The sequence below is a fragment of the Desulfuromonas sp. genome, assembly GCA_002869615.1.
GTDB lineage: Bacteria > Desulfobacterota > Desulfuromonadia > Desulfuromonadales > UBA2294 > BM707.
This window is the reverse complement of record PKUH01000006.1, coordinates 1-5,431: the sequence shown is the minus strand read 5'-3', so window position 1 is coordinate 5,431 and position 5,431 is coordinate 1. Positions and strand designations below refer to the sequence as shown.

6 protein-coding genes are annotated in these 5,431 nt (G+C 52.4%); 3 read left to right on the top strand and 3 right to left on the bottom strand.

Annotated features, from left to right (window positions below; translation table 11 throughout):
• Positions 1-497 precede the first annotated feature (497 nt).
• Positions 498-947 carry a hypothetical protein gene (locus C0623_01385; GenBank protein ID PLY03494.1) on the bottom strand — a complete coding sequence of 150 codons (450 nt, stop codon included), beginning with the start codon at positions 945-947 and terminating at the stop codon, positions 498-500.
• 151 nt (positions 948-1,098) lie between these two features.
• The gene (locus C0623_01380; GenBank protein ID PLY03493.1) at positions 1,099-1,752 is read right to left on the bottom strand and encodes a hypothetical protein; all 654 of its coding nucleotides are present in this window, start codon (positions 1,750-1,752) and stop codon (positions 1,099-1,101) included.
• Positions 1,753-2,010: 258 nt separating this feature from the next.
• Here C0623_01380 and C0623_01375 point away from each other — a divergent pair, with 258 nt between their 5' ends.
• The 3 genes from C0623_01375 to C0623_01365 all read left to right on the top strand — a co-directional run bounded on the left by C0623_01375 (position 2,011) and on the right by C0623_01365 (position 5,249).
• On the top strand, positions 2,011-3,171 hold the full coding sequence (locus tag C0623_01375) for a class I SAM-dependent rRNA methyltransferase (GenBank protein ID PLY03495.1): 1,161 nt from the start codon (positions 2,011-2,013) through the stop codon (positions 3,169-3,171).
• A gap of 96 nt (positions 3,172-3,267) precedes the next feature.
• Positions 3,268-4,176 (top strand): hypothetical protein, encoded by a 909-nt coding sequence (locus tag C0623_01370; GenBank protein ID PLY03492.1) that lies wholly within the window; start codon positions 3,268-3,270, stop codon positions 4,174-4,176.
• A 107-nt stretch (positions 4,177-4,283) separates the two neighbouring features.
• Entirely contained in the window at positions 4,284-5,249 is a 966-nt protein-coding gene (locus C0623_01365) for a hypothetical protein (GenBank protein ID PLY03491.1), read from the top strand.
• Between the two features lie 76 nt (positions 5,250-5,325).
• Here C0623_01365 and C0623_01360 read toward each other — a convergent pair.
• Positions 5,326-5,431: annexin Max4 (locus C0623_01360; protein ID PLY03490.1), on the bottom strand; the 106-nt coding region annotated here is incomplete at its 5' end.

Sequence of the window (5,431 nt, the reverse complement as noted above, 5' to 3'; positions counted from 1 at the left end):
AGGGAAGTGTCCCTGGACTACAAAGTGCCCCCTTAAATACCAGAGTACAGCAAAGTGTCCCCCGAAGACTGAAAACAGAAAGAACCGCGCGGTCGCGGCCGCGCACTCCGCCATACTCTTTTATTGAGCCATAAAAGAGTATGCAGAAAACGGCTCCCTTGCAGGGGGCTTTTTTGTGCGGTCTGAATTGTTTCTGTTCAATTGTGTTGCCGGGGAGTTTGCCTTGAGGCAAACGCGGCATGTCTCCGTGGCGGTTGCGGTTGAGCTACTGTTCAGTGAACGCGCTGGCGGAAGCGACCTCAAGAGCTTCGGGGGTGAGTCAAAATCATCTATGGATTCCCCCTTTGGCTACTTCGGCGAGCTCAGTACAAGATAGCTCAGGACAGGCAATCGGAGCCGAAAAGTTGTTGGGGACACCACCCGAATTACAGCAAAGTGTTTCCTGAATTTAATAAAAAAACTAAGCAGCCAGGGAGTGCAACGAATAGGACTCTGGTCTATTCGCCGGCGGCTGCTTTGCTGAAATTCGCCAGGGCGTTCGTGATTTTCTGCAGAACCTCATCACAACCGGAAATGCTGTGACGTTTCCTGATATAGGCCGGGTTATTATACGAGATAAATGTATTGCCATCCGCATCTTCCCGGATCAGGGCCTTCTGCGGCAGATCAATCGCCGTGCCTTGGGCGCATTTCATCAATCGACTGCCGACTTTCGGGTTGCCGAAGATAATCAGTTCAGTCGGCCGCAGCTCAACTCCAACCTTGGCGGCGCCTGCGGAATGATTGATGCGATTAAAAACAGTCATCCCTTTATCTTTGAGTATTGTTTCGAGTCGATCAGCCGTTGCCGTCACATCATGGGTGCTTTGTACCGAGATCATTCCTTCTCCAGCCAGAACCGTTGCCGGAATCAGGATGACGATTAGAAATAGTGCGATTTTTTTCATGATCTTCTCCTGTTGTTTCAGAAACTGTAACAGAATCTCACTCTTTTGCAGGAGAAGGGGAGACGGAAAGGGTACGCGTGCATTGTGATGCTGATCTTTTGTGGAAGATGTGTGGTGTTGTCTGCTACGGAATTATTTATCGGTCGCAGAATTAATCCTGCGGTTCCTCCTCACCGTTTTTGGCCACTTCGACGGTCGAGCCGAGCTCTCTGATCAGGTCTGCCAGTTGCGGCCGTATCTCCTGTCCGATATCCGGCAACGCATTGAGGCTCGATTCGAGTCTCTTCGCTGAACTGAGAGCTGCCCTCGCCGCCTGTAACTCGCTTTCCTCGAGGGTTTGATGCGATTGCACCGATTCGCGAAATTTCTTCTGTATCGTCGGCAGGCTTCGTCCCTCGTCAATCACCGCCTGGCGCAGGCCGCTGAACGCCTCATCGTCAAATGCTTCCTCTTCCTCGGCCCGCCGCAGCAGATCAACCGAACGGTAATCAGGTGCCGGTCGGGTTTCGTGGCGATCGAGCACGGCCGGTTCACGCCGCTGCAGGTAGCCGAAGGCGAGTGTCAACTTCTGCGCAGTCTGTTTCCGGATGCGAATCTCGCGGCTACAATATTCCTCGAATGTGCTGTAACCCCATTCGCTGAAGAGATTGTTGCTGCTGACCGCAACCAGCTGTTCACCGAGATCGACCCATGAAGCCTTGAATTGCCGGGCCGAGTCGAGAGCCCGGTAACGGTCCGAGGCCGGATCGAGGTTCTGCATCAGTTGTTCAATATGCTGTTCGCCTTTGGTCTTACTGTTATCCATGATCTTCTCCGTTTAAAATGCGGTGCATAGCATATACCTAAAAGCATTTATGTTAAAGACATGATAATCATCAGGGCAGCGGACGCACAAAGAATATCTATCTTTATGGTTTAAATCTGCTCTGCAAAAGATTATTCTTTTTCTGTTTGTAAATAATACTGCCCTTCCCTGGCATTACTGGAGTCTTGCCGGCAGCAATTCAGGACTAATGTTGTGACGAATCAGAATAAATATATTGTCGGACCGGAAACAGCGCGCATGATTGGCCTCGGACATCCCTGGGTCATCGCCGACCGATACACCAAGAAATGGCCAGCGGGTCAATGCGGCGATGTGATAACGCTCTGCTCAGAGAAGGGAACGCACCTCGCTACGGCATTGCTCGATCCGGGTGAGCGTATCGTTGCCCGGCTGCTCGATCGGAAGCCGGTGCGTCTCAATAAAACCTGGCTGCAGGGAAAGGTCGAGCAGTCCCTGGGTCTGCGGCAATTTTTACAGCTGGATGGGACCAATGCATATCGGCTGATTAATGGCGAAGGGGACGGTCTGCCTGGACTGACGGTTGATCGGTACGATGAGCACCTGATGCTGCAGCTTTTCACTGAAAGCTGGCGGCCCCATCTCCGGCTGATTGTCGATGTCCTGACCGCACTGCTTAAGCCGAACGGCATCTATGAGAAAAAGCGTCCGAAAAAAACGCGGCAGCTTGAAGCGGCAGGCGGCGGCAAAAATTACAGCCAACTCCTCTCCGGAGAGCCTTCGATCGGTCGGCAACCGGTGCTCGAAAATGATCTAACCTTTCTGGTCGATCTGGAGGAGGGGTTGAATGCCGGGCTTTTCTTTGATCAGCGGGAAAACCGCCGCGATCTGATGGATCAGGTCAGCGGCAGGACATTCCTCAACCTGTTTGCCTACACCGGAGCATTCTCGGTTGCCGCGGCGGCGGCCGGCGCGAAAAAAGTTGTCAGCGTTGATACCTCCGCAACCTACCTTGACTGGGCCCGCGAGAATTTTGCCGTCAACAGGATCAATCCGAAACGGCATGAATTCATTGTCGATGATTGTTTTGCCGCTCTCGACCGCTTCTCGCGAGAAAAACGGAAATTTGATATCATCCTGTTTGATCCACCGAGTTTTTCGACGACGCGGAAAAGCACCTTCAGCACACGTGGCGGAACCTCCGATCTCGTAGCAAAAACACTCCCCTTACTCAACCCCGGGGGACTGTTGCTCTGTTCTTCGAATCATCAGAAAACCGATCTGAATAGTTATCTCAAGGAACTGCGGCGTGGAGTGCTGGCCGTCGATGGTGATCTCAGGGTTATTGCCGTCAGGGCCCAGCCGGGTGACTTTCCATATCCGGTAACTTTTCCGGAAGGTCGTTACCTCAAGTATGTCTGTGCTGTTTCAGGTCAATAAAGCTTTTGCTTTTTTAATAATTAACTCGACTTTCCGCTGAAGATTGACCGGATTGTCACGGATGACTTCAAACCAGTTGGGAGGCACGACTGACTGATGAAAAACTTTTCAGACAGAACCAGCATCAATGCTGATGGCCAGAGCTGGCTGTTGAATCTCTCGCCAGCGGTAATGGCGATTGTGATGTCGATAGCAATCTTCGCCGCGGAACTGTTTGTCATGATCCTGATTGATCACATGCCGACGTTTTCGCGATATGTTGAAGCGGTAGTTGATGCGAGCATACTGATTGCCCTGCTTGTGCCTATTTATATTTTTTTCTACAGACCCTTTTGGCGAGCACGCCTGCAGGCACAGGAAGATATCGAACAACTGAACAAACGTCTGACCGAAGCTGCCGAGGATGAGCGTCGCCGTATTGCCCTCGACCTGCATGAGCACTGTGATCAGACTCTGGTCGCTTTGCAACGCACGATTGAACTGGTGCAGTCAAAAGTGATCGATTCCGGTGAAGAGGCGGCAGCTCTTTGTCAGGAAGTTGATGAACTTCTTGGCCGCTTGAATAAAGACGTTCGCTCGGTTTCAGCTGCCCTGCATCCACCACAACTTGAAGGGCAAGGGTTGGCCCAGGTGATCCAACAGTACATTAATCAACAGGCAGATCAGGCCGTTGGCATGTCCATTGAACTCGTTGAAAAAGGCCATCCCGTTAACTTGTCGCAAAAATTAGGGATTGCAATTTATCGCATTGCCCAGGAAGTAATCCGAAACGCGATCAAGCATTCCGATGCTCAACTGGTTCGGGTTCATCTTGATTATACTGACCGTAATGTCGCCATCTCGATTGTCGATAATGGCAAAGGGTTTGATCCGAAAAAATGCACAACTTCGACCTGTCTTGGTCTGGTCGGTGTTCGCGAGCGGGTTAAATCTCTCGGGGGCTCATCGCTGATTCACTCCGAACCCGGTAAGGGAACCTCTTTGCGCGCCAGTTTCAAGCTCTGAACCATTGCGCCCGCTCAAATTGATGGGGTTAAGCACTGTGCGAATTTTCTGTCTGAGCGTTCCGGGGCTTGTTTCGTCCTGCCGAATTCGTTACATTAGGGAGCAATATGGAAACTGAAACCGGAAAACTGGCCACGGTCCTGCCGGTCGCCGGCGGCAAAGGTGGGGTTGGTAAAAGTATCTTTACCGCCAATCTGGGGCGCGCCCTGGCCGCCAAGGGAGAGAAATGTGTTGCCATCGATCTCGATCTGGGCGGCTCGAACCTGCATACGTTTCTCGGATTTGAAAATATCCACCCCGGCATTGGCGACTACCTTAATCAGAAGGAATTATCGCTCCCCGAATTTCTGATACCGGTCCCCGGGGCGGATCTTTCATACATTCCCGGCGATGGTCTCAGACCTTTCCTTGCGAATATATTGCATGCTCACAAGATGCGGATTCTGCGTGAGCTGACCCGCATCAGGGCCGATACCATCCTGCTCGATCTCGGAGCCGGGACCTCCTACAACACACTCGATTTTTTCCGGGTCTGGGGCTTGGGACTGGTTGTCACGACACCCGAGTATCCGTCGATCATCAATATGATGAATTTCGTCAAGAACGTTGTCCTGCGGACAATCGTCAAAGGGATCGGCGACAACACCTTTATGACCGATATTATTGAGCCGATCAGCAAGCAGTCGATTGATGCCGACGTCAAGACCATCCCGGAGATTATCGATGAACTGGCCCTGATCAACTGGGAGCGGACCGACCGGATCCGGCAACAGCTGGCGACGCTCCGTTTCGGATTGATCGTCAACCGGGTCAAGAAATCTGAAGATCTTCAGTTTGTCAATAATGTGCTGGCCGCCCTCAAACGGAAGCTTGGCGTCAATATTGAATGGTACGGCAGCCTCTTCGAAGAGGACTCAGCTCAACTCGGCTGGCACGCCCCGAGGGGAGAGGACGATGTGCCGCGCCTGACCGGTCTGGGCAGAATTGCCGACCGGGTTCGGCAGCGCTCCACCATCGACCAAGCCGGGCTCGTTGCCGAAGCTCAAGCGCTGCAGCAGTATCTGGAGCAATAGGGCAGTTATCAGTTGGCAGAATCCGAAATAAAAAGGGCGGAATCGATTTCCGCCCTTTCTTTATTGCAGACTCTGATTAAACTTTCCAGCCTCCAGCCTCCAGCCTCCAGCCTCCAGCCTCCAGCCTCCAGCCTCCAGCCTCCAGCCTCCAGCCTCCAGCCTCCAGCTTACAGCTTACAGCT

Coding starts and splice junctions, on each gene's coding strand:
- C0623_01375 (PLY03495.1), top strand. CDS start 2,011: ATGATTGGCCTCGGACATCCCTGGGTCATCGCCGACCGATACACCAAG.
- C0623_01365 (PLY03491.1), top strand. CDS start 4,284: ATGGAAACTGAAACCGGAAAACTGGCCACGGTCCTGCCGGTCGCCGGC.
- C0623_01380 (PLY03493.1), bottom strand. CDS start 1,752: ATGGATAACAGTAAGACCAAAGGCGAACAGCATATTGAACAACTGATG.
- C0623_01370 (PLY03492.1), top strand. CDS start 3,268: ATGAAAAACTTTTCAGACAGAACCAGCATCAATGCTGATGGCCAGAGC.
- C0623_01385 (PLY03494.1), bottom strand. CDS start 947: ATGAAAAAAATCGCACTATTTCTAATCGTCATCCTGATTCCGGCAACG.